At 68.1% G+C, this 1209-nt stretch carries 2 protein-coding genes; both read left to right on the forward strand.

Features of this window, described 5'->3' with window-relative positions; all coding sequences use genetic code 11:
- Positions 1–203 (forward strand): signal peptidase II (gene lspA / locus G7A99_RS08670; RefSeq protein WP_163139564.1); only part of this gene is annotated, 203 nt, incomplete at its 5' end.
- 65 nt (positions 204–268) lie between these two features.
- On the forward strand, positions 269–1209 hold a 941-nt coding region (gene ispH / locus G7A99_RS08675), incomplete at its 3' end, for a 4-hydroxy-3-methylbut-2-enyl diphosphate reductase (RefSeq protein ID WP_163139566.1).

The following is a 1209-nucleotide window of genomic DNA, read 5'->3' on the forward strand; positions in this document are numbered from 1 at the left end:
GGCTGGTCGCCGCGGCACTCGGCCTGGTGCTCGGGGGCGCGCTGGGCAACGTGCTGGACCGCATGGTCCACGGGTACGTCATCGATTTCCTGGACGTTTATGCCGGCAACTGGCATTGGCCGGCCTTCAACGTGGCCGACAGCGCCATCTCCGTGGGTGTGGCGATGCTGGTGATCAGTGTCGTCCTGGGCCGGCGGGTGTGAGCCTTCTAGGCGAGGCTCCGGCGCTCGTGAGACAATCCGTCCACATACGCGAGGCGACTGCCACCATGCCCGAGATACTGCTTGCCAACCCCCGCGGCTTCTGCGCCGGCGTCGACCGGGCGATCAGCATCGTCGAGCGGGCGCTGGAGTGTTTCGGCGCCCCGATCTACGTCCGCCACGAGGTCGTGCACAATCGCACCGTTGTCGAGGATCTCCGCGGCAAGGGCGCGGTGTTCGTCGAGGAACTCGACGAGGTCCCTTCCGGTGCGACCGTCATCTTCAGTGCCCACGGCGTTTCCCAGGCGGTGCGGGAGGAGGCGGACCGTCGCGGCCTGCGCGTGTTCGATGCGACCTGCCCACTGGTCACCAAGGTCCACATCGAGGTGCAGAAGCATGCCAGCGAAGGGCGGGAGGTGGTGCTCATCGGCCATGACGGCCATCCGGAAGTGGAGGGCACCATCGGCCAGTACGTAGGCGAGGGCGCGGACCGCGGCGCGATCTACCTGGTGGAGACGCCCGACGACGTCGCCCGCATGGACGTCCGCAACCCGGACGAGCTCGCCTTTGTCAGCCAGACGACCCTGTCGATGGATGATACCGGGCAGGTCATCGACGCCCTGCGCGAGCGCTTCCCGCGTATCCACGGGCCGCGCAAGGACGATATCTGCTACGCGACCCAGAACCGCCAGGATGCCGTCAAGGACCTCGCCGCGCAGGTCGACTGCATGATCGTCGTGGGCTCCCAGAACAGTTCCAATACGCGCCGGCTCAAGGAGCTCGCCGAGCGCATGGGGGTCACCGCGTACCAGATCGACGGCCCTGACGACCTGCGCCGGGAGTGGCTTGACGGTGCCGAACGTATCGGCGTCACCGCCGGGGCGTCGGCACCGGAGGTCCTGGTGAAGGGGGTCGTGGACCGCCTCGTCGCCTGGGGCGGCACCCGGCCGGCGGAACAGGCCGGTCACACCGAGGAGGTAGTCTTCTCCCTGCCCCGGGATCTCATGCG

Source organism: Arhodomonas sp. KWT, assembly GCF_010993615.1.